This is a genomic window from Nonomuraea sp. B19D2 (assembly GCF_040137845.1).
In the GTDB taxonomy this organism is placed as follows: Bacteria; Actinomycetota; Actinomycetes; order Streptosporangiales; family Streptosporangiaceae; genus Nonomuraea.
In genome coordinates, this window is the sequence record NZ_JBEFAK010000070.1 from 1 (window position 1) to 20701 (window position 20701).

Annotated in this window: 19 protein-coding genes and 1 pseudogene; 15 read left to right on the plus strand and 5 right to left on the minus strand. The window is 69.5% G+C overall.

The features are described 5' to 3' along the window. Positions 1 to 269 precede the first annotated feature (269 nt). The 4 genes from ABN273_RS54540 to ABN273_RS54555 are packed head-to-tail and all read left to right on the plus strand — an operon-like array spanning position 270 to position 4079. On the plus strand, positions 270 to 1262 hold the full coding sequence (locus ABN273_RS54540) for a sugar ABC transporter substrate-binding protein (protein ID WP_349457656.1): 993 nt from the start codon (positions 270 to 272) through the stop codon (positions 1260 to 1262). 1 nt (position 1263) lies between these two features. Further along, complete coding sequence (locus ABN273_RS54545; RefSeq protein WP_349457657.1) at positions 1264 to 2235, plus strand: ABC transporter permease; 972 nt, start codon at positions 1264 to 1266, stop codon at positions 2233 to 2235. After that, on the plus strand, positions 2232 to 3044 hold the full coding sequence (locus ABN273_RS54550) for an ATP-binding cassette domain-containing protein (protein ID WP_349457658.1): 813 nt from the start codon (positions 2232 to 2234) through the stop codon (positions 3042 to 3044). Before ABN273_RS54545 ends, ABN273_RS54550 begins: the two co-directional genes overlap by 4 nt. A 24-nt stretch (positions 3045 to 3068) precedes the next feature. Beyond that, on the plus strand, positions 3069 to 4079 hold the full coding sequence (locus ABN273_RS54555; RefSeq protein WP_349457659.1) for a LacI family DNA-binding transcriptional regulator: 1011 nt from the start codon (positions 3069 to 3071) through the stop codon (positions 4077 to 4079). 15 nt (positions 4080 to 4094) lie between these two features. Here the strand turns inward: ABN273_RS54555 and ABN273_RS54560 are convergent, their stop codons facing one another. Next, positions 4095 to 4829, minus strand: coding sequence for an SDR family NAD(P)-dependent oxidoreductase (locus ABN273_RS54560; RefSeq protein WP_349457660.1), 735 nt, complete (start codon positions 4827 to 4829; stop codon positions 4095 to 4097). 172 nt (positions 4830 to 5001) lie between these two features. On the opposite strand from ABN273_RS54560, the gene ABN273_RS54565 reads away from it, so the two are divergent. The 7 genes and pseudogenes from ABN273_RS54565 to fxsT all read left to right on the plus strand — a co-directional run bounded on the left by ABN273_RS54565 (position 5002) and on the right by fxsT (position 12219). After that, a complete protein-coding gene (locus ABN273_RS54565; RefSeq protein ID WP_349457661.1) occupies positions 5002 to 6219 on the plus strand; it encodes an RNA-guided endonuclease InsQ/TnpB family protein in 1218 nt (405 codons plus the stop codon). A gap of 68 nt (positions 6220 to 6287) precedes the next feature. Continuing rightward, the gene (locus ABN273_RS54570) at positions 6288 to 7382 is read left to right on the plus strand and encodes a glycerophosphodiester phosphodiesterase (RefSeq protein ID WP_349457662.1); all 1095 of its coding nucleotides are present in this window, start codon (positions 6288 to 6290) and stop codon (positions 7380 to 7382) included. Between the two features lie 105 nt (positions 7383 to 7487). Beyond that, the gene (locus tag ABN273_RS54575) at positions 7488 to 8921 is read left to right on the plus strand and encodes a tetratricopeptide repeat protein (RefSeq protein ID WP_349457663.1); all 1434 of its coding nucleotides are present in this window, start codon (positions 7488 to 7490) and stop codon (positions 8919 to 8921) included. Between the two features lie 40 nt (positions 8922 to 8961). Next, on the plus strand, positions 8962 to 9789 hold the full coding sequence (locus tag ABN273_RS54580) for a PIG-L family deacetylase (RefSeq protein WP_349457664.1): 828 nt from the start codon (positions 8962 to 8964) through the stop codon (positions 9787 to 9789). Between the two features lie 192 nt (positions 9790 to 9981). Beyond that, positions 9982 to 10482 (plus strand): DUF4231 domain-containing protein, encoded by a 501-nt coding sequence (locus tag ABN273_RS54585; RefSeq protein WP_349457665.1) that lies wholly within the window; start codon positions 9982 to 9984, stop codon positions 10480 to 10482. Continuing rightward, a pseudogene (locus tag ABN273_RS60080) lies at positions 10479 to 10748 on the plus strand (hypothetical protein); the annotation flags it as partial. The gene ABN273_RS54585 and the pseudogene ABN273_RS60080, both read left to right, overlap by 4 nt. 112 nt (positions 10749 to 10860) lie before the next feature. After that, a complete protein-coding gene (fxsT, locus tag ABN273_RS54595) occupies positions 10861 to 12219 on the plus strand; it encodes an FxSxx-COOH system tetratricopeptide repeat protein (RefSeq protein ID WP_349457692.1) in 1359 nt (452 codons plus the stop codon). A 51-nt stretch (positions 12220 to 12270) separates the two neighbouring features. On the opposite strand, the gene ABN273_RS54600 is transcribed toward fxsT, so the two are convergent. The 3 genes from ABN273_RS54600 to ABN273_RS54610 all read right to left on the minus strand — a co-directional run bounded on the left by ABN273_RS54600 (position 12271) and on the right by ABN273_RS54610 (position 13775). After that, entirely contained in the window at positions 12271 to 13233 is a 963-nt protein-coding gene (locus ABN273_RS54600) for an aKG-HExxH-type peptide beta-hydroxylase (protein WP_349457667.1), read from the minus strand. Continuing rightward, positions 13209 to 13358 carry a hypothetical protein gene (locus ABN273_RS54605; RefSeq protein WP_349457668.1) on the minus strand — a complete coding sequence of 50 codons (150 nt, stop codon included), beginning with the start codon at positions 13356 to 13358 and terminating at the stop codon, positions 13209 to 13211. Before ABN273_RS54605 ends, ABN273_RS54600 begins: the two co-directional genes overlap by 25 nt. Before the next feature lie 144 nt (positions 13359 to 13502). After that, positions 13503 to 13775 carry a sensory rhodopsin transducer gene (locus ABN273_RS54610; protein ID WP_349457669.1) on the minus strand — a complete coding sequence of 91 codons (273 nt, stop codon included), beginning with the start codon at positions 13773 to 13775 and terminating at the stop codon, positions 13503 to 13505. A gap of 147 nt (positions 13776 to 13922) precedes the next feature. On the opposite strand from ABN273_RS54610, the gene ABN273_RS54615 reads away from it, so the two are divergent. The 4 genes from ABN273_RS54615 (at position 13923) to ABN273_RS54630 (ending at position 19904) form a co-directional block, all read left to right on the plus strand. After that, positions 13923 to 14330 carry a hypothetical protein gene (locus tag ABN273_RS54615; RefSeq protein WP_349457670.1) on the plus strand — a complete coding sequence of 136 codons (408 nt, stop codon included), beginning with the start codon at positions 13923 to 13925 and terminating at the stop codon, positions 14328 to 14330. A 286-nt stretch (positions 14331 to 14616) separates the two neighbouring features. Then, the gene (locus ABN273_RS54620; protein WP_349457671.1) at positions 14617 to 14784 is read left to right on the plus strand and encodes an SAM-dependent methyltransferase; all 168 of its coding nucleotides are present in this window, start codon (positions 14617 to 14619) and stop codon (positions 14782 to 14784) included. Between the two features lie 277 nt (positions 14785 to 15061). Then, on the plus strand, positions 15062 to 19426 hold the full coding sequence (locus ABN273_RS54625) for a hypothetical protein (protein ID WP_349457672.1): 4365 nt from the start codon (positions 15062 to 15064) through the stop codon (positions 19424 to 19426). 25 nt (positions 19427 to 19451) lie between these two features. Next, a complete protein-coding gene (locus ABN273_RS54630) occupies positions 19452 to 19904 on the plus strand; it encodes a hypothetical protein (protein ID WP_349457673.1) in 453 nt (150 codons plus the stop codon). 185 nt (positions 19905 to 20089) lie between these two features. Here the strand turns inward: ABN273_RS54630 and ABN273_RS54635 are convergent, their stop codons facing one another. Continuing rightward, positions 20090 to 20689 (minus strand): TetR/AcrR family transcriptional regulator, encoded by a 600-nt coding sequence (locus ABN273_RS54635; RefSeq protein WP_349457674.1) that lies wholly within the window; start codon positions 20687 to 20689, stop codon positions 20090 to 20092. Between the last annotated feature and the right edge of the window lie 12 nt (positions 20690 to 20701).

Genomic DNA, 20701 nt, shown 5'->3' on the forward strand with positions numbered 1-20701 from the left:
TGGCGCGGGGGGGGGGGGGGGGGGGGGGGCGGGGGGGGGTGGGGCGGAGGCCGAGGGGGTGGTCGCCGGGGGTGCGGGTGGTGAAGCCGTCGGCGACGCACTCGCCCAGGACAGCGATCATCGAGCCTGCCTTTCAGGCAAGTTGCCGATTTGTTACGGCATGGGGGCATTGACGTTTCTCGGATCGGAGTCCATCATCGCAGCACAGCGGATGTCAACGTTGACATATGTCAACGATGACATCGGGTCCCCCCTGATAGGAACCGCTCATGAATGCAAAGCTCTCGGCCGGACTCCTGGCCGCCGCACTTCTCATCACCGGTTGCGGCGGCGGCAACGGAGGCAGTGGCCAGAACGGGTCGTCCACCCCCAAGGTCGGCCTCATCACCAAGACCGAGACCAACCCGTTCTTCGTCAAGATGAAGGAGGGCGCGCAGAAGGCAGCCCAGGCCAACGGCATGGAGCTGATGAGCGCCGCCGGCAAGTTCGACGGCGACAACGCCTCCCAGATCACGGCCGTCGAGAACATGGTCGCCGCCGGCGTGAAGGGCATCCTCATCACTCCGAGCGACACCAAGGCCATCGTCCCCGCGATCAAGAAGGCCCGTGACGCGGGCGTGCTCGTCATCGCCCTCGACACCCCGACGGACCCGCAGGACGCCACGGACGCGCTGTTCGCCACCGACAACCTCAAGGCCGGCGAGCTGATCGGCCAGTACGCCAAGGCCGCCATGGCCGGCAAGCCCGCCAAGATCGCCACCCTGGACCTCGCCCCCGGCGTCACGGTCGGCCAGCTCAGGCACGACGGCTTCCTGAAGGGCTTCGGGATCAAGGAGGGCGACCCGTCCGTCGTCTGCTCCCAGGACACGAGGGGAGACCAGGCCAAGGGCCAGACCGCCATGGAGAACTGCCTGCAGAAGGCCCCCGACATCAACGTCGTCTACACGATCAACGAGCCCGCCGCGCTGGGCGCGTACACGGCGCTGAAGGCCAAGGGCCGCGAGAAGGACGTGCTGATCGTCTCCGTGGACGGCGGCTGCACGGGCGTCAAGGCCGTGCAGTCCGGTCAGATCGCCGCCACGAGCCAGCAGTACCCGCTCAAGATGGCCGAGGACGGCGTCAAGGCGGTGTCCGAGTTCGCCAAGAGCGGCAAGAAGGTCTCCGGCTACACCGACACCGGCGTCACGCTGATCACCGACAAGTCCGTCTCCGGCGTCGAGGCCAAGGACACGGCCTTCGGCCTGGCGAACTGCTGGGGCTGACATGGCAGTGATGGAAGCGACGCTGCCGCGCCGGCTGATCACCACACCCGTCGCGGGCCCGCTGGCCGCACTGCTGCTGGCCTGCCTGTTCTTCGGGCTCAAGACCGACCAGTTCTTCACCGGCCCGAACTTCTCGCTGATCATCCAGCAGGTCATGGTGGTCGGCACGCTGGCCATCGGGCAGACCCTGATCATCCTCACCGCGGGCATCGACCTGTCGAACGGCGCGATCATGGCGTTCGGCGGCATCGTGATGACCAAGCTGGCCGTGGACAGTGGCCTGCCGCCGCTGCTGGCGCTCGCCGCCGGGCTCGCGATCTGCTCGGGGTTCGGGCTGGTCAACGGGTTGCTGGTGACTCGGATCTCGTTGCCGCCGTTCATCGTGACGCTCGGCATGCTGAACGTGGTCTTCGCCCTGACCCACATCTACTCCAACGAGCAGACGGTCACGGACCTGCCGCCGCTGCTGACGTTCCTGGGGCAGACGTTCCAGGTCGGGCAGACGAACGTCACCTACGGCTCGCTGCTGACGATCCTGCTGTTCCTGCTGTTCGCGTACCTGCTGGGCTCCACGGCGTGGGGCAGGCACGTGTACGCGCTCGGCAACAGCCCCGAGGTGGCCCGCCTGACCGGCATCAGGACGCGCCGCCTGACCGTCGGCGTCTACACCCTGGCCGGCTTCGTGTACGGCATCGCCGCCCTGCTCCTGGTCTCGCGTACCGGAGTGGGCGACCCGCAGGCCGGCCAGACCGACAACCTGGACAGCATCACCGCGGTCGTGCTCGGCGGCACGAGCCTGTTCGGCGGGCGCGGCCTGGTGATCGGCACGCTGGTCGGGGCGCTCATCGTGGGGGTGTTCCGCAACGGCCTGCAGCTGATGGGCGTACCGTCGATCTACCAGACGCTCATCACCGGCATCCTGGTGATCCTCGCCGTCGCCGTCGACCAGATCTCGCGCAGGAGGAACCGATGACGACCCCCGTCCTCCAGGCCCGCGGCCTGATCAAGAAGTACGGCCACGTCACGGCCCTCGACGGCGCCGACTTCGACCTGATGCCCGGCGAGGTGCTCGCCGTCATCGGCGACAACGGCGCCGGCAAGACCAGCCTCATCAAGGCGCTGACCGGCGCGCTCCAGCCCGACTCCGGCGAGATCCTGCTCGACGGCGAGCCGGTACGGCTCCGGTCCCCGATCGACGCCCGCAGGCACGGCATCGAGACCGTCTACCAGGACCTCGCGGTCGCGGCCTCGCTGGACATCGCCACGAACATGTTCCTCGGCCGCGAGCTGCGCAAGCCCGGCATCCTCGGCAGCGTCTTCCGGCTGCTCGACAAGAAGCGCATGCGCGAGGAGTCGGCCAGGCACATGGCCGACCTCAAGATCGGGCTGCGCTCGCTCACCCAGCCGGTCGAGTCGCTGTCCGGCGGCCAGCGGCAGGGCGTGGCCGTGGCCAGGGCGGTGGCGTGGGCCACGCACGTCGTGGTCATGGACGAGCCCACGGCCGCGCTCGGCGTCAAGGAGTCCGGCCAGGTGCTCGACATGATCAAGCGGGTCCGCGACCAGGGCACGCCGGTGGTCCTGATCAGCCACAACATGCCGCACGTGTTCGAGATCGCCGACCGCATCCACGTCCAGCGCCTCGGCCGCCGGGTCGCCCAGATCAAGCCGGGCGACCACAGCATGGCCGAGGTGGTGGCCATCATGACCGGCGCGCTCCAGGTCTCCGAGGGCAAGGCGGTAGTGGCGGATCAGGGTGCGGCGGAGGCGATCGGGTTGTCCTGATGAGCGGCCACTAACATGGGCGCAATGCGGCGTCCGACGATGACAGATGTGGCGCGTGAGGTGGGCGTCACGGCGAAGACCGTCTCGCGGGTGCTCAACGACGACGGCCCGGTCGCCGTCGAGACCCGCGAGCGCGTCATGGCCGCCGTCAGGAAGCTGGGCTACCAGCCCAACCTGATGGCCCGCAACATGCGGGTCGGCGCGCGCGACGCCGCGATCGGCCTGGTCATCCCCGAGATGGGAAACCCGTTCTTCGGCACGGTCGCGGGCGGCATCGAGAGCGCCGTCCGCGCCCGCGGGCTCACCCTCATCGTCGGCAACTCCAGCGAGACGGCGGACCTGGAGCAGTCGCTGATAGCGACGTTCCTGGCCCGCAGGGTGAGCGCTCTCATGGTCGTCCCCTCGGCCGCCGGCGACCACCGCCACCTGCGCAACGAGCGCGTGGCCGGCCTGCCGATCGTCTTCCTCGACCGCCCGGCCGTCGGCCTGACCGCCGACAGCGTGGTCAGCGCCAACCGGGAGGGCGCCAGGGCCGGCGTCGCCCACCTGATCGCGCACGGTCACCGCAGGATCGGCTTCGTCGGCGACGTGCCCGCCACCCTCTACACCCGCCGCGAGCGGTTCCAGGGCTACCGCGACGCCCTCGAGGCTGCGGGCCTGCCGTTCGAGCGGTCCCTGGTGGAGACGGGCCACGACCAGGAGGCCGCGACCCAGGCCACGATGCGTCTGTTAGCGCTAACCAATCCGCCGACGGCGCTGTTCGCGGGCAACAACCTCGCCTCCACAGGCGCGGTGGTGGCGCTGTCGCGGGCCCGCCGCAAGGACGTGGCGCTGGTGGGCTTCGACGACCTGCCCCTGGCCGAGTGCCTGGACCCGCCGCTGACGGTCGTGGCCCAGGATCCGGCGCGGATGGGGGCCGCGGCGGCGGAGCTGGTGCTGTCGCGGCTGGACGGTGACCGGTCGAAGGCGCGCAGGATGCTGGTGCCCACCCGGCTGATGGTCCGGGGCTCGGGCGAGCTGCCCGCGCCCCGGTGAGCCCGCCGGCCGGATTCAGCGCGGGTAGGCGCCGCCGTCGAGGTTGAGGACCTGGCTGGTGAGATAGCCGTTGCGCAGGACGGCCAGGGCCAGGTCGGCGACCTCCTCCGGGCGGCCGAACCGGCCGACCGGCAGGACGTGCGGGTCGGCCGTGGCCGGCAGCATGGCCGTGTCCTGGATGAGCGCGGGCGCCAGGGCGTTGACCGTCACGCCGCGCGAGGCGACATGCGAGGCCAGGAAGTGCAGCATGCCGTGCAGGCCGGCCTTGGAGGCCGCGTAGTGCGGGCCGACGATGCCCCCGGTGAAGGCCGCGATCGACGACATGAACAGCACCCGCCCGAACCCGCGCTGCGCCATCCCCGGCAGCGCCCGCTGCGCCAGCAGGAACGGAGCCCGCAGGTTGACGGCGATCGTGCGGTCCCACGTCACCGCGTCCACCGCGGTGTAGTCCTGCTGGATGGCGTAGCCGGCGTTGGAGATCAGCACGTCGACGGGGCCGAGCGCGTCGGCCGCGGCGCGGAGCAGGGCGGCGGGCACCTGGGGGTCGGCCAGGTCGCCGGGGAGCGCGATCGCGTCCACCCCGGCCTCCCGCGCCTGCGCCACGAGGTCGTCGGCGTGTCCGGAGCGGGTGCCGTACGTGAACGCCGTCCTGACTCCCTCGGCGATGAGCCGGCGTCCGATGGCCTGCCCGATGCCGCCTGACGCGCCGGTCAGCAGGGCCACGCGCCCGTTGAGATCGGTCATGGTCATCTATCTTCCACGTGACGGGCGCGTCGAGGGGAGGTTGGAAAGGGGCGTTTCCGTACGTCTTTCACCGAACACCTACAGCGTGGAGGCCTCGTCCTTCAGGGCGGGGAGGAAACGGGGAACCTCATCCAGCGTTCTGCTTACGCATGACAACGTCTGCTGTTAAATGATCGGCGTGAGGACGGCGTACAAGTGTCGGGCCTACCCGACCCCGCAGCAGGCGGCGGTGCTGAACCGCACCTTCGGCTGCGTACGCCTGGTATGGAACAAGACCCTCGCCGAGCGGCACCGCGCCTTCCACGTCGAGGGCCGGCGGACCTCCTACAAGGAGACCGACGCCGCGTTGACCGAGTGGAAGAGGACCGAGAACCTGGCGTTCCTGTCCGAGGTGTCCTCGGTTCCGTTGCAGCAGACCCTGCGCCACCAGCACACGGCATTCGCGAACTTCTTCGCCGGGCGAGCCCGCTACCCGCGGTTCAAGAACCGCAACTCCCGGCAGTCCGCGCACTACACCCGCTCGGCGTTCCGGATGCGGGACGGGAAGCTGACACTCGCCAAGACCGACTCTCCGCTGGAGTTCGTCTGGTCCTTCAGCGACATCGACGTGACCACGCTGAACCCGACCATGGTGGTGATCTCCCGCGACCCGGACGGCCGCTGGTACGTGACCTTCGCCGTCGATGCCGACACCCCCGACCCGGTCAAGCCAGCCGGGCACGAGATCGGCGTGGACCTCGGCGTGAAAGACTTCGCCGTGACCTCGGACGGCCAGCGGATCGCCAACCCGAAGCACCTGGCGCGAAAGGCCCGCAACCTGGCCCGCTACCAGCGGCGCATGGCCCGAAAACAACGCGGCAGCAACAACCGCAGGAAGCTCAAAGCCAAGATCGCCCGCGCGCACCGCAAGGTCCGCAACGCCCGCGCCGACTTCCTGCACCGCCTCAGCACCAACCTCGTCCGCCAGGCCGACCTCATCGCGATCGAAGACCTCAACGTCGCCGGTATGGTCAAGAACCGTTGCCTGGCCAAGGCGATCTCCGACTGCGGGTGGGGCGAGTTCCGCCGCCAACTGGAGTACAAGTGCGAACGGTACGGCCGCCACCTGGTGGTGGTCGACCGTTGGTATCCCAGCTCCAAGACCTGCTCGAACTGCGGGCACCTGCTCGCCGAGCTGAGCCTTTCCACCAGGGCATGGACGTGCCCCGCCTGCCGCACCCGGCACGACCGGGACATCAACGCGGCCAAGAACATCCTTGCGGCTGGTCGAGCCGTAGCCAGGGACAACCCTGGCGATGCCTGTGGAGCTGATGTCAGCCGGCAAGGGTCCTCCCTTCCGCAGTCGGCTGTGAAACAGGAAACCCCGCCCGTGAGGGCTGGAGTCCCCCTCCTTTAGGAAGGGGAGAAAGTCAATGTGTGCTCACGCGTAACTCGCGGTCCACCTGGGTGGTCTACGTTGCGCGCATGACCATGCGCAGGTTACTCGCGAGCGTCCTGGCCGGTGTCGTCGCCGGCGGTACGGTCGCCGTTGTGCTGACCCAGACCACCCCCGCCACGGCAGAACGCCGCGGCCACGCTCCCATCGTGATCGGCCACCGGGGCGCGAGCGCCCACCGGCCCGAGCACACCCTCCTGTCGTACGAGGCCGCCATCGCGATGGGCGCCGACTACATCGAGCCCGACCTCGTCTCCACCAAGGACCACGTGCTGGTCGCCAGGCACGAGAACGAGATCTCCGGCACGACCGACGTGGCCGCGCGCCCCGAGTTCGCCGGCCGGCGGACCACGAAGACCGTGGACGGGCGGGCGGTCACCGGCTGGTTCACCGAGGACTTCACGCTGGCCGAGCTGAAGACGCTGCGCGCCAAGGAGCGCGTGCCGGACCTGCGGCCGGACAACACGGCCTTCGACGGGCTGGCGGAGGTCCCGACGTTCGAGGAGGTCGTGCAGCTCGCGCTGGAGCACGGCGTCGGCGTCTACCCCGAGACCAAGCACCCGACGTACTTCGACTCCATCGGCCTGTCGCTGGAGGAGCCGCTGCTGGACGTGCTGAACCGCTATCGCGTGCGCAAGGCGTACATCCAGTCCTTCGAGACCGCGAACCTGCGCGACCTGCGCTCCAAGACGAGGCTGCCGCTGATCCAGCTGATCACGTTCGGCGGCGCGCCGTACGACTGGGTCGCCTCCGGGAGCACCCGGACCTACGACGACATGGTGACGCCGGACGGGCTGCGCGAGGTCGCGGCTTACGCGAACGGGATCGGGGTGGACACGCGGCGCGTGGTGCCCCAGGACGCCTCCGGCAAGACCGTCGAGCCCACCACGCTGGTCGCCGACGCGCACCGGCGGCGGCTCGCCGTGCACGTGTGGACGGTACGGAACGAGAACTCGATGCTCCCCGCGGACTACCGGCTGGGCAACCCGGCCAGTCCCGTCTACGCACGGGCCACCGGAAACGTGATGGGGTGGCTGTCGAGGCTGGTCGAGCTGGGGATCGACGGGGCCTTCTGCGACGATCCGGCCATGGGCCGGGCCGTGGTGACCGGACGGTCGGCGTAGGGACGTCGAGACCTCGGCCGCCGCGCCCTTGAGCGCGGCGCGGCGACCGAGGTTCCCTGGCCCTATTCCCCACCGGATCGGTAGGTACATAGGTACATTGGTCCGGTGACCAACGACCAGCATGGCCTGGCGGTGACCGGGGCCGGCGCCGCCGCAGTACGGCACTACGACCGGGCGATCGACGAACTGCTGCACTTCCGGGCGGAGGTCGACGCCGAGACCGGTGCGGCGCTGGCCGAGTCGCCGGACTTCCCGATGGGCAACGTCCTGGCGGCGTACCTGGGGCTGCTCACCACCGAGGTGGCGGACGCGCGGGCGGCGCGGGCGCGCTTCTCCGCGTTCCGCCGCAGGACCGACGAGGCGTCGCTGCTGCCACGCGAGCGCGCGCACGTGGCGGCCGTGCAGGCGCTGCTCGACGGCGACTGGCTGACGTGCGGGCGGCTCCTCGGCGAGATCACCGTGGAGCACCCGCGCGACGCGCTGGCGCTGGCCGCCGGGCACCAGGTCGACTTCTTCACCGGCGACGCGCGCTCGCTGCGCGACAGGATCGGCGGTGCCCTGAACGCCTGGCGGGAAGATGACCGGCATTTCGGTCATGTTCTGGGGATGTACGCCTTTGGCCTCGAGGAGGCGGGACACTACGACAGGTCGGAGGAGGTCGGCCTGCGCGCGGTCGAGCTGAACCCGCGCGACGTGTGGGGCATCCACGCGGTGGTGCACACGTACGAGATGCAGGGCCGGTTCGGGGACGGCGTGCGTTACCTCGACGCGCGGCTCCCGGACTGGTCGACCGGCACGTTCTTCAACATCCACACTTGGTGGCACTACTGCCTCTACGCGCTGGAGTCGGGCGACGAGGCGCGGGTGCTGTCGATCTACGACTCGGTGCTCGCCGGCGGCGAGTCCTGCATGGAGCTGCTGGACGCCGCCGCCCTGCTCTGGCGCCTCCACCTGGAGGGCTCCGGCCGGCCGGAGCTCGACGGGCGCTGGCGCGCGCTGGCCGACGCGTGGCCGGTCAGGGTGGGTGAGCCGTTCTACGCGTTCAACGACATGCACGCGGTCATGTCGTACGTGGGCGCCGGGCGGATCGGGGAGGCGGAGAAGCTGATCGCCACGCGGGAGGCGTACGTGCTGGAGCCGCGTCCCGGCGTCACCAACCAGGACATGACCCTCCGGGTGGGCCTGCCGGTGTGCCGTTCCCTGATGGCCTTCGGCAAGGGCGACTACGACGCGGTGGTGGATGCGCTGTACCCGATCCGGCACCGGGTCAACGAGTTCGGCGGCAGCCACGCGCAGCGGGACGCCGTGCAGAAGACCCTGCTGGAGGCGGCCCTGCGGGCGGGGCGGCGCGACGTGGCACGGGTCCTGGTGAGCGAGCGCGTCAACGTGCGCCCGTGCAGCCCGTACAACTGGCTCAAGCAGGCGGCCCTCGCCGAGACCCTGGGCGACCGGGGCGCGGCGGCGGCCGCGCGGCTGCGCGCCGGTGAGCTGGCCCGCCAGGGCGGCCCAATGCAGGGACAGGTGCAGGGGCAGGTGTAGGAGGCGGAACTGTCGGGGCCTACGGGTAGTGTTTCGGCCCATGGATCGGCAACTCACCCTCATGGTCGTACACGCCCACCCCGACGACGAGTGCCTCAGCACCGGCGGCATCCTGGCCCGCTATACCGACGAGGGCGTCCGCACGGTCCTCGTCACCTGCACCAACGGCGAGCAGGGCGACGACCAGGGCGGCGTGAAGCCGGGCGAGGCGGGCCACGATGACGCGGCGGTGGCCGAGCGGCGGCTGGCCGAGCTCCGCGAGTCCGTGGCCCACCTGGGCATCGACCACCTGGAGCTGCTCGGCTACCGCGACTCCGGCATGCAGGGCTGGGACGCCAACGCCCACCCCGACGCGTTCGCCAACGTGCCCGTCGAGACGGCCGCCGCCAGGCTGGCCGCGCTGATGGAGCACTACCGGCCCCAGGTCGTGGTCACCTACGACGAGACGGGCGGCGGCGGTTACGGCCATCCCGACCACGTCCAGACCCACCGCATCACGGTGGCGGCCACCGAGTCGACCGGCATTCCCGACAAGCTCTACTACACGGCCATTCCCCGTTCCGCCATCAAGCGGATGTTCGAGCTGATGCGCGACAGCGGGATCGACCTCGGCGGCTTCGAGCCGTCCGACGACTTCGGCACGCCTGACGAGCGCGTCACCAGCCTCGTCGACGTCGCGCCTTTCGTCGAGCGCAAGCTCAAGGCGCTCAGGGCGCACGAAAGCCAGGGGGAGAACATCTTCCTGCTCCGCATGCCCGAGGAGGCGCAGCAGCAGGCGTTCGCGCACGAGGCGTTCGAACGGAAGCTGTGCAAGGTGGACGCGCCCGACCACGAGGAGGACCTGTTCGCGGGCCTGCGTGACAGCTAGCTCCGCAGATCTCGCTCCAGATGGTCACCGAGCTCGGCGCCGCCCTCGAACGGGCGGCCGCCGGCTCGGCGGCGATGGTGCGCGGCGGCTGACCTCATCCGGTCAGGTAAGTATGAGCGCCATTGCTCATCGTCTACGCTCCTCCTACATTCGCTGCGACGGCGCCGCGTCAGCGGAGGCAGGAGAGTTGCCGTGATCGCACCCTTGCTGGCCAGATTCCCCAAGCTGCGCACCAGAGCCGACTCGTCGCCGGTGATTCCGCAGGACCAGCGAGACGCCTGTCCAGGGCTGGCCGACGATTTCGAGGTGATCGACCGGGAGCTCACGCCGTCCTTTGCCGAATACGACAGCACGGCGTTGCGTGAGCAGAATCGTCACCGCAGGCAACAGGTTCTCATCCTGTTCGGCTCCGCCCTGCTGACCGGCCTCGGCGGTCTTCAGGCGGTGTTCCCGGGGCAACGGTGGCCCACCATCCTCCTGGCGGTCATCGGGGTGGCATTGGCCGCCAGCGCGCGATACACGAACGAGAGCGAGTCGCTCCAGAGATACCTCACCACAAGGGTGAAAGCCGAACGGTTACGCGCGCTGCACTTCCGCTATCTGGCCAGGACCGGCCCGTACGCGGGCAGCGATCGTCAAATGGCGCTGCGCCGCGCGGTGCTTGCGGTTCACCACGACAAGGAACCGGAATGACCGATCGTGAAACGCAGTTCCGCGCCCTGTACGGCGAGCTGCGCATCGCCGGCCAGCACAAGTACTACGAGGCTCGAAGCAGGGAATACGGAGACGCGCACCGGCAGGCGATCTTCATGCGCAATGTTCTGCTCTTCGCCGCCGCGCTGGCCGGGGTGGCGGGCCAGCTCCCCGCGGAGACAGGGCGGGCCGCCTGCGGTGTGGTGGCGGCCGTCCTGGCCGCGCTGGCGGGGGCGGTGACCGCGTTCGAAGCGCTCATCGGCTTCGCCAAGTTGCACAAACTCTACGGCGATGTGGCGATGAGCCTGGCCACGGCGGAGATCGAGTCCGGAGCTGGAGGAGAACGACACGAAGTACGAGCGTTCCCGCCAGCACCTCATCCCCTCGGGCGCGCTGGACAGCGACAACTCGCACCTGCGCAACCTGGTGATCCAGCAGGTTCGCCGGCTGGCGATCCGCGGCGGCAACGCCGAGGCGCTCGCCCTCGGCGGGCAGGCGCTCGAGCGGTGGCAGGTCAAGCTGGGGCCCGACCATCTCCAGGTGCTGTCGCTGGCGGCCGAGGTGGCGAGCGTCCTGCGCGAGCTGGGGCGCTACCAGGAGGCCTATGAGCGCAACGCCGAGACGGTGGAGCGGGCCCGCCGCGTCCTGGGCGAGGAGAACGAGGTCTACCTGCGCTGCGCCCGCAGCCTCGGCACCGACCTGCGCATTCTCGGCCGCTACAACGATGTGCTGGACCTGGAGATGCAGCTGTTGCCGTTGCACGAACGCGTGCTGCGGCCCGAGCACCGCTACTGCCTGATCATCCGCAACAACATCGCGCTGAGCCTGCGCTGCCTGGGGCGGTTCGAGGAGGCGCTGGAGTGGGACGAGCACGTCCGCGCCGAAAGAGAGCGCCTCTACGGTCACGATCACCTGGAGACCCTGGACTCCTGGTTCGCCGTCGCCCGCGACTACCGCCGGCTCGGCCGTTACGAGGACTCACTCGACTACATCCGCGAGGTGACCGAGGCCATGGCCCGCACCGGCCAGCCGTGGCACCGGCGCAGGCTGCTCGCCGAGGCCGACCTCGCGGTCGCGCTCCGCCGGATGGGCTTCCACGCCCAAGCCCGCGAGCGGGCCGAGGAGATCCTGGAGCGCCACCGCGCCCTGCTCGGCGCCGAGCACCGGCAGACCCTGCTCGTGGCGACCAACACGATCATCGATCGCAAGCTCACCGACGACCTCGCCGCCGCCCAGGACCTGGGTGAGGAGACGGTGAAGGCATGGGAGCAGGCCGCCGGGTCCGGGCATCCCAACATCCTCGCCGCCAAGGCCAACCTCGCCACCGTGCTGAGACACAGGCGCAATCCGCTGGCGGCCAGGCAGCTCAACGAGGACTGCCTGGCCGGGTTCACCGCCGCCTTCGGCGAACTGCACGTCAGCCCTCTGGTCGTGATGACGAACCTGGCCAGCGACCTGGCCGCGCTCGGCGAGGTGCGGCAGGCCAGGGAGCTGGGCGAGCAGGTGTTCCGGCTGGCCAGGCAGGTGCTCCACGAGCGGCACCCGGTGACGCTGGCGGCGATGTCCAACCTGGCGCTCGACCGCCGGGCGGTCGGTGCCGCGGACGCCGCCGACGAGCTGTTCCAGGAGGCCATGGCGGGCTATCGGGAGTCGCAGCTGTCCCTGGAACGCTGGGACGCGAGGCAGGCCATGCAGCGGGGCCGGCTGGACGTGGACATCGAGCCGATGTCGTTCTGACCGGGGCGGGCTGAGCGTAGGCATCGAGCCGATGTCGTTCTGACCACGCGTTCAGGACCAGCCGTCCAGCAGTCGCTGCACCTCCTCCACGATCACCTGCCCGGCCTCGGTGAGCGCGCCGCTGGCCGCGAGGGTGGCCGTCGCCGCCGCGGTGTCGGCGTAGGCGCTCTCGAAAGCGGCCGTCTCCCGGCCGCCGCGCCAGAACGCGGCCACCGCCAGGTGCGCGAAGCAGCCCTGCAGGACGCCGTCGATCGGGCGAGGCTCTCGCCGCCAGGGCGAAGGGTAACGACGCGCCGCGGGCGCCCGGGTGAGCTGCACCTGGTCCATGATCGCGCTCAGCACGAGGTGCCTGTGCTCGTGAACCAACGACTCGGCCAGCCGGCTCGGTTCGGCGCGAGAGGCGGGCAGCCCGATCCCGACCGTGCCGAACGCCCAGCCGGAAGTGGCTCCGCCCGGTCTGGCCGCCAGCGGGACGATCCGGTCGACGGTCACGCCGATGCCTTCGGCCATCCGCCGATGCCGCGTCACCAGCAGCCGCCAGGCGGCATCCAGCTCTCGCTGCCACAAAGCCACGTCGAGCGGCTCCGCGGTCAGGCCCAGGCGCTCCAGGCACGGGTCGCCGGCGTCGAGCGTCACCTCCAGCGCGAGGCCGTCCGCCGATGACCGCACTCTCGCAGGTGCTCGGCCGGGGAGCAGGTCGCCGACGTTCACGGGGGCGCCCGCGTCCAGGGCGGCCAGAGCGCCGACGCACCAGGCGCCGACGCGGCCGTCGGCCACGTCGTTCAGGCTGCTCAACGCCTCTTCAAGGCGGGCTGCCGCACCGGCAGGACGCTCTCTGCGCACGCGCCGCCGTACGAGCTCCAGCAGCAGTTTGTGCTTGCTCACCTCGCCCCTTCGCAGGCGGACGAGCAGCGCCGGATCGGTCTGCGGGTGCGTCAGGCCACGCAACTCGGCAGCGGACAGATGGTGCCGGGCCAATGCCTCGATCATCAGGCGGGCGGATCTTGTTGCCACAGGCGCATCGCGTTGCCGTCCAGCGGAGTCAAGACATGGGTGAGCGCACTCTCCAGGGCGGCGTCGTCCAGTTCGGCGAGATCGGTCAATAAGCTTGCCGCGACATCGAGCAGCGGTGAATCCATCAGGCCCCTTCCGGGAGCAGTCTGGACTTTCAACGGTCTATCATCCGAAGAATGTAGGCAAGTGTCCCAATAGTGCGCCTATTAGAGATTATTGCGGCGACCCGCGCGTGCCCGTCCGGCAGCGACGCCGGGTGTCGCGCCGAGTCAGATGTGCACGACGATTGTCGCGTCCGAGACCACCGCGACGGCGTAAACGGTGTCGGGGGACAGGGTGTCGGGGGCGACCACGTCGTCCAGGGCCCGCGAGCGCTGCGCGGGCACGGTCAGGCGGAACGGGCCGAGCGGCTTCTCGCCCTCCGCGCAGAACGTGAGCTCGACGTGGGCGTTCTTGGGGCTGACGTTGTCCACGTAGAGCCGGTCGCCGGGAATGCACCCCTCAGCGATCGCCATTTTCCGGGCCCCCACCACTGTGCTCATGCGCGACTCCGTGTTCTCCGGCGACAGTTCTGGCCTACCCCGATAAGCCGGGCTCTACCCGGCGCCCTGGCCGAGCCGGGACCGGTCCCGAGCGGTGGCCCGCACAATGAGCCCCGTCGTGGGGCGGACAACGGTCAGAGGAGTCCGATGGCCCGGGTGGAGGTGCCGGCGTGGCTGGAGGAGGTCGCCGATCGGGATCTGTACCGGCGCAACGCGTTCCGGATCAGCGGGCTTGCGGTGACCGCGACCCTGCGTGCGGTGCGCCGCCGGGTTTCCGAGGTGCGAGCGGCCGAGACGTTGGAGACGGACGGGTTCATCGGCGCCTGGGAGCGCCGGATGCTGTGGGAGCAGGCCTACCGCCACTGGCACATGGTGCTGGCCGACGACGGCTGCTGGCGCTGGCTGGACGAGCGCATCCACGTGCTCGACGATCCCCGGCTACGCGCGGTGTCCGGCACCGCCCTCCGGGAGGCGCTGCCCGCGGCGCTGCTGGAGATCCACGCGGGGATCGCGGTGGACGCGGCACAGCGGCAGGGGGACGAGGCCCGCGCGTGAGTGCCCAATGGGGCGCGAGCGTGCCTTTGATCGTAACTTCTTGCACTTGCTCGGCCACTGTGGGTATGGTTCGGGTGATCGAACGGGAAGGCGATAGCCAAGCCCATCGGGAGATCGTGTCCTTGTTGGTACGGCTAGGCCGCCGGAACGGCGGTGACAGCGCGTGGAGACTCGGGGTTGCCCGGGTCGGTGAAGCGCGAACCCCCGCACTTGAGGGTGACGGGAAGAATCTCCACTGGTTAACGGTGGAGAGGAGTTCAAAGCAAGACCAGGGCAGGCAGGCAACGTGACCCCACGCACGCGCGAGCAGATCGCCGGCTTCTTCGAGGGCCTGGAGATGCTGGAGCCGGGCCTGGTGTCGACGACCGGCTGGCGCGCCGAAGACACCCTCGATCCGTCGCTTGCCGGCCCTGGTGGAGCCGACACCCTCTGCGGCGTCGGTCGCGTGCCCTGAGGGAACTCCACGTTTCCTGGCGCCGCGTCACGGCCTGGATATGCGTGCGGCGGCGCCTCAAATGCCGGTATCGGCGACTCAAGCACCTTTTGCGGCGCTAACTTAGTGTCTGACATGGTGTCTTTAGGCTTGTTGTGTTTTCGTGATTGACGCCCCGTACAACGAGATGGTCCGCTCTCCCTGGAACATCGAGCGATCCACGGGGAGAAACCACATGCAACGCGCCTCCAAGCGCGCGTTATCGCGCGCACTCATCGTCATCTCCGCCTTATCCTGCGTGATCGCGTTGGGGGCCACCCCCGCCAGCGCCGACCCCGCGCCCCTCCCGCGCTCCACCGAGGGACCCGTAGCCGCCGCCGGTCCCGCGATCGCCGCGAAACCGGTCATCGAGCAGGTGCCGAAGATCGAGGTCCCGCCCAACGGCACGGTGAACGTGCCCCGCGGTCCGTCGCTGGCCGCGCGCCCAGTGGAGGCGCGCCCGGTGGGTCCGGAGCCGCCACAGGTGACGATCCCGGCAGGCCCCACCCTGTTCAACCAGCTCGACGCCGCCGCCAAGGCCAGGCTGGCCAGCCACGGTCTGGTCACCGGCGGCAACGTCGACCCCGACGTGCGCAAGTACATGCCCGCCACCGACCAGGCCGGCATCCTCGACCTGCCCGGACCGGTGGCCGATGCGGTGAACCAGGCGGCGACCAGGGTCAAGGAGCTGAGCGGCTTCGACCTCATGGCGCTGTACCGCACGCTGCCCGAGGGCATCCCGCTGATCACGTACCGGCTGTGCGCCGAGACCGCCACCAGGTCCATCTCGTGCTCGGTCCCGCGCCCGATCGTGGTGCCGGTCGTCGCCGACGTCACCGGCGACGGCACGCCGGACGTGCTGGCCGATCTGGTGCCCGCGCTCGACATCAACCTGATCAGCACCGCCGCCAACGCGCTGAACTCCACTCAGCAGCGGCTCAACCAGGTGATCAAGGAAATCGCGGAGATCGTCAACGACCCGCTGAAGCTGCTCGAGCTGCTCAACCTGAAGAAGCAGCTGGAGAAGCAACTCGCCCAGCAGCGCTACGACCTCAGCATCCAGATCACCGCGGGGCTCGGCCTGCTGAGCGCCCGCCTGCCGATCAGCGAGACCCACGGCGGGGACCTCAAGGCGCAGGTCTGGGCGCAGTACGACATTCCCGCCGCACTTGACTTCTCCTCCTTCAAGCGGTTCTCCATCGGCTTCGACGGCTACCGCCGCGGCACCTCGCTGTCGACCCTCGACTGGGGCGTCTACACCGTCGACCCCATCGCCGCGACCCGCGGGGTCGTGGACGTCCGCGCCAACCTGTGCAGGTTCCAGCCCGGTACGGCCATCGCCACCGTGGCAGGGCTCGCCGACCTCGAGAGCAAGCAGCTCGTCGAGCCCACGCTGGCCAGCCTCAGGCAGAGCCCGGTGCCGCAGCGGTTCACCGCCAGGGCCACGTTCGACACGGGCAGGATCGAGGGCAGGCTGGAGATCAGCTCATCGCAGCCCGCCGTGCTGGACGGCCTCGTCCTCACCAACAAGGCCGAGGACCAGTTCACCGAGATCTACGTCAACCAGCTCCCGGCTCAGGTGACCGCCGAGTTCACCCGGAACACCAAGAACGGCGAGGCGGACGTGCACTTCACCAGCTCGGCGGCGATCGAGCAGGCATCGGTGCACAACTACCTCTACACCGGCGAACGCCTGGACAAGGTGGCGGAAGGCGCGCTCACCAAGCTCCCCACCGACATCCGCGCGCATTACGCCTCCACCGACGGCGAGAACACGACGCTGGACGTGGACGCCAACGCGCCGCTGGCCAAGACGGTGGACGCGGTCTACTTCGACCGCGCGGCCGACAAGACCATCGTCAAGGCCGGGCTCACCGACCTGCCGGCGCATCTGAAGCTCGCGTACGACCATCCGGCCAGCCACATCACGGCCACCACCGACTCCAGGATCGGACGCGTCACTGCGCTGGTGCAGCGGAACGAGGGCGCCATCTCGGCGCCGGCCGGCGACCACGTCACCCTGATCAAGGACGCGGCCGTCATCGGCGCGGCGGCCACGATCAGTGGCCTCGCCGGGTTCGACGTGACGTATGGGGCGCACCCGCGCGCCCTGCTCACCCTCAACCCGGGCGGCCAGGCGTTCTCCGGCGCAGCCGACATCGACGGCACCCACCTGGCCCGGGTGGCGATCTCCAACCTGCCCGCCTCGGTGGAGGTGGATCTCGACCCGGCCGCCAGGAAGGCCAAATACCGCGCCGCCTCCGTGATCAACTCCCTCCGCGCCGCGTACACCAACGTCAAGAGCGGCCCCACGGTCGACGGGACGCTCACCGCGATCCCGGCCGGCGTGGACGCCTCATGGACGCTCGGCGACAAGACGGTCGTGGACGTCACCACCTCCACCAGCCTCAAGAAGATCGACTTCTACGTCAACAAGGCGTACGTGACGCAGGTCAGCCCCACCAGCGGCGAGGACCTGCAGGCCATGGTCGACGACATCCCGACCCGCATCACGGTGACCGCCGACATGGTGGCCGGGCATCTCGACTGGACCGCCGAAAAACCGGTCACCTCGGTGTTCGCCCTCGCCCGGGTGAACGCGCAGGGCAGCTACTTCCGGGTCGCCGCCAAGGTCGCCACCGTGCCCGCCCGGTTCGAGGCCAATTGGGGCGAGGGCGTCTACCGCTTCACCGGACTGTCAGGGCCGATCGGCTCGGCGACCATCGCGGCCACCAACCACGACGGAGCCCTGGCGCCGAGCGGCCCGCACCTCGCGGCCCACTTCCGCGAGTCGGACAAGCAACTCGACGCCAGCGTCCGCATCGACGGGCTGAGCAATGCCGAGTTCAGCAAGCAGGACACCGGCTTCACCGCCGACTTCCAGGCCGCTCACCAGGTCATCGCGCTGGACGCCGACCTCTATCTGGCCGGAGGCCTGCGCTTCGGCGGGCTCGGCACGCTCGGCCCCATCCCCGGGCACATCGAGGTGTCGGCGGCCAGGGGCGGTGCGATCAGCTACAACGCGGACGGCGAATCGCTCGACCTCAAGGCCGACGTCTGGCTGGGCAAGGCCGCGGGCATTCCCGACGGCGCGCCCGGCTTCGCCAACGGCATCGCGCTGGTGGAGGGCTCCGGCGGCAGCCAGGACGATGGCCCGTTCTGTACGGCTCGAGGCTGCTTCGGCGTGCGCGGCTTCATCAGCCTCAGCGGGCTGCCGTCCGCCGTCACCGTCGACCTGGCCAAGAAGACGTTCACCTTCTCCGGCTACCGGCCGAAGGTGGACGAGCTGAAGCTGTACGTGGCGGGCAAGATCCTGCCGCCCGTCCCGGTCAAGGCGCTGGCCACGCTGACCGGGCTGCCGCAGCAGATCACCAAGGTGGAGATCGGCGACTTCGACGCAAGCAAGGGATCGATCAAGGCCAACTACACGATCGAGCCCGTGGCGACGCTGCCCAAGGTGGAGGTCGTGGCCGAGGCGGACGTCCCCGACTTCGGCGTCGTACGTGGCCAGATCGTCATCGACAAGGTGCCCGCCGCCTTCTCCGTCGACGGTGCCTACGGCAAGGAGACCAGCATCAAGGTCGGCAACTCGGCCGCGGTGGACAAGCTCCTGGCCAAGGTGACCGTCGACCCGGACACGGACGAACGTGGCACCGGCGTGATCGAGTTCACCGACGTGCCCGCCGCGTTCACCATCGGCGCGAACGTCACGGGTAAGGGCCTGCAGGTGCCCAACTTCACGTACAAGTCCGACGCGAGCACACTCGACGGGCTGTTCGGACTCCAGGGGGCGCTGCTCAAGAAGTTCGTCGATCAGCCGGAGGGCGAGCTCATCGATGCCAGCTTCCAGCTGACCGACCTGGCGGGAGACACCACGGTCAAGGTCAACGAGGACCTCTCGATCGACATGGTGTCCAAGCCCCAGGCGACCAAGCTCGTCGAACTGCACGCGGGAGTGATCATCTCGCCGGTCGCCAAACAGTCGGTGTTCGTCCGCAAGGACATCCCGTACACCGCCGGGTTCTTCGCCTTCCAGCTCGACGGCGACTACAAGCTGGACGAGAGCAGGCTCGGAGACCTCGGGATCGCCGTGCACGACATCAACACGCTGAGGATCAAGCCGGGCAAGATCCCGTTCGACCTCGAAGCGCCCGCGGCCCTCGGATTCATCTTCCCCGGCTTCGAGGGCGAGTACGGCACCCTCGACCTCGCGGTGAACGACCTTGATCTCAGGCACGACGTGACGCTGAACGTGAAGCTCGACAGGGACCTCGGTCCGGACGCGTTCAACGACACGTTGCGCCTGCAGCCCGCCACGAGCGTGCAGCTGCACCGCTACGACCAGCAGATGCGGGACATCAGCTCCAAGCTCCAGTTCAAGGTGGGCATCGACCTGTTCTGCCTGTCGCTCAGCACCAAACCGGGCTTCGTCCGGCCGAAGAGCACCAACACGATCACGCTGAACGGAGCCGACGGCCAGCAGATGGTCACCCTGCTCGACCCCGACGACCAGGTGCAGGACTACATCATCGACCTGTTCGCGCACTTCATGTCGCCCTTCGACGGAGCCGACTGGGAGGTGCACGGATTCGACCCGGGGAGCTGCGAGCAGCTTCTGCAGTGACCGGGATGCTTCTACAGTGATCTGGATGAACGGTGACCACGACGCCCGCGGGACACGTACGTCCCGCGGGCTCGCGGCACTCGCGCTGACGGCCGCCGTGCTGGTCGCCGCGACCGGGTGCTCATGGATACGCGGCTGCGCCGAGACCAGGCTGCAGGTGGAGCCGCTGCACATCAGCGACAGGTCGGCGCCCGTCACGTTCGCCGCCAGGCTCACCGCGGACGGCGAGCCCGTCGCACGCGCGCGCGTCCATTTCTTCGCGCGGATCGGCGCACCGGGGGAGAAGCTGGGCGAGCAGATCGGCGACGGCACCACGGACGCCGACGGGGTGGCCAGGCTGGTGCGCCGCGACGGCGTGGCGGGTCTGGTGCTGCCGGGTAAGCGCGCGGTCGGCTACTCGGCCGAGTTCGCCACGGTCGGTGAGGTCGGAGGCAGGGACTACTGCTGGACCGAGGCCTCCGCCCCCATCACCTCGTAAGTTCGGCCGTTTTCCTGGAGCGCGAGGTGGCCGCCTGCCAGGAGCCCGGAGCGCTGGACGGCGGCACCCACATCCTGTTCACCGCCCGCCACGCACCCGCCTGACAACTCAGCTGCCGGAGGGGTGCTCTCCAGCCCCGGCGCGGGCTCCTGGTGGCGGTGGCCGGCCTGCTCCAAGGATCCGAATCACCGCCACAGCTCATTGAGATGGCTGGTGAGGATGGCCAGAGCCGTCTCGCCCGTGCGTTGTTTTCCGAGCACGCTCGAGACGAGCCCGTTCGTCATGGCCAGCAGCCCGGCGGCTTTCACCTCCGGATCCACTTCGGCGGGCACCTCGCCGGCCTGCTGAGCGGCGCGTATCTGCTTGGCCAGGAAAGCCTCCAGCGTGTCCGGCTGCGGGGTGCCGTGCTTCTCGACGAACTGCGGATCGCTGAGGACGAAGGAGTAGAAGGCGGCGTACGTGCGGGCGATCCTGCGGCTTTCCGCGTCGACGGGCAGGATGTTGGTCAAGACCGCCGTCACGACGGTGCGCGGCGTGGGCGGAGCCCTTGCCGCGGCGATCGATTGCCTCATGCGGGCATCGAGTTGGGCGCGCAGGCGCTCCAGGGCGTCCACGAGGAGGGCGTCCTTGCTCTGGAAGTAGTACTGGACCAGGCGGAGCGAGACGCCGGCTTCGGCGGCGACGCCCCGCATGGTCACCTCTCGCAGGCTCTGGCCCTCGGCTATGCGCAGCACCGCCTCGGCGATCCGCTTCCGGCGCTCCTCGTGATCCACCTTCAGGGGCATAGCCGCTGACCT

What these genes read in the sequence shown, in the direction of transcription:
- ABN273_RS54550 (WP_349457658.1), top strand. Translation starts at nt 2,232, where the DNA reads ATGACGACCCCCGTCCTCCAGGCCCGCGGCCTGATCAAGAAGTACGGC.
- ABN273_RS54605 (WP_349457668.1), bottom strand. Translation starts at nt 13,358, where the DNA reads ATGGATTCACCGCTGCTCGATGTCGCGGCAAGCTTATTGACCGATCTC.
- ABN273_RS54615 (WP_349457670.1), top strand. Translation starts at nt 13,923, where the DNA reads ATGGCCCGGGTGGAGGTGCCGGCGTGGCTGGAGGAGGTCGCCGATCGG.
- ABN273_RS54630 (WP_349457673.1), top strand. Translation starts at nt 19,452, where the DNA reads ATGAACGGTGACCACGACGCCCGCGGGACACGTACGTCCCGCGGGCTC.
- ABN273_RS54555 (WP_349457659.1), top strand. Translation starts at nt 3,069, where the DNA reads ATGCGGCGTCCGACGATGACAGATGTGGCGCGTGAGGTGGGCGTCACG.
- ABN273_RS54635 (WP_349457674.1), bottom strand. Translation starts at nt 20,689, where the DNA reads ATGCCCCTGAAGGTGGATCACGAGGAGCGCCGGAAGCGGATCGCCGAG.
- ABN273_RS54580 (WP_349457664.1), top strand. Translation starts at nt 8,962, where the DNA reads ATGGATCGGCAACTCACCCTCATGGTCGTACACGCCCACCCCGACGAC.
- ABN273_RS54570 (WP_349457662.1), top strand. Translation starts at nt 6,288, where the DNA reads ATGACCATGCGCAGGTTACTCGCGAGCGTCCTGGCCGGTGTCGTCGCC.
- ABN273_RS54540 (WP_349457656.1), top strand. Translation starts at nt 270, where the DNA reads ATGAATGCAAAGCTCTCGGCCGGACTCCTGGCCGCCGCACTTCTCATC.
- ABN273_RS54610 (WP_349457669.1), bottom strand. Translation starts at nt 13,775, where the DNA reads ATGAGCACAGTGGTGGGGGCCCGGAAAATGGCGATCGCTGAGGGGTGC.
- ABN273_RS54545 (WP_349457657.1), top strand. Translation starts at nt 1,264, where the DNA reads ATGGCAGTGATGGAAGCGACGCTGCCGCGCCGGCTGATCACCACACCC.
- ABN273_RS54560 (WP_349457660.1), bottom strand. Translation starts at nt 4,829, where the DNA reads ATGACCATGACCGATCTCAACGGGCGCGTGGCCCTGCTGACCGGCGCG.